The organism is Psychroflexus sp. MES1-P1E (assembly GCF_002836055.1).
In the GTDB taxonomy this organism is placed as follows: Bacteria; Bacteroidota; Bacteroidia; order Flavobacteriales; family Flavobacteriaceae; genus Psychroflexus.
Map to the genome: position 1 here is coordinate 1 of NZ_PJBS01000054.1, position 307 is coordinate 307.

At 32.9% G+C, this 307-nt stretch carries 1 pseudogene; it reads left to right on the forward strand.

The window, feature by feature from the left end:
- Positions 1–267: pseudogene (locus CXF67_RS00295) on the forward strand (transposase); the annotation flags it as partial.
- Positions 268–307 lie beyond the last annotated feature (40 nt).

Sequence of the window (307 nt, forward strand, 5' to 3'; positions counted from 1 at the left end):
ATGGATTTAGCAGATAGAAAAATAGTTGGATGGTCGTTGAGTGAAGATATGACAGTCAAAAACACAGTATGGAGTGCGTGGTTATCAGCGATTAGTATTAGAAATATCAAATTCAATTTTATATTTCATTCTGATCAAGGCGTTCAATATGCAGCAAATAAAATGTCTCGTGTTTTAAGGGAAGATATAAAGATAACACAAAGCATGAGTAGAAAGGGCAATTGCTGGGATAATGCAACCGCTGAGAGCCTTTTTAAAACAATTAAATAGGAATGTACTAATAGATATAAATTTACCTCAAATCAAC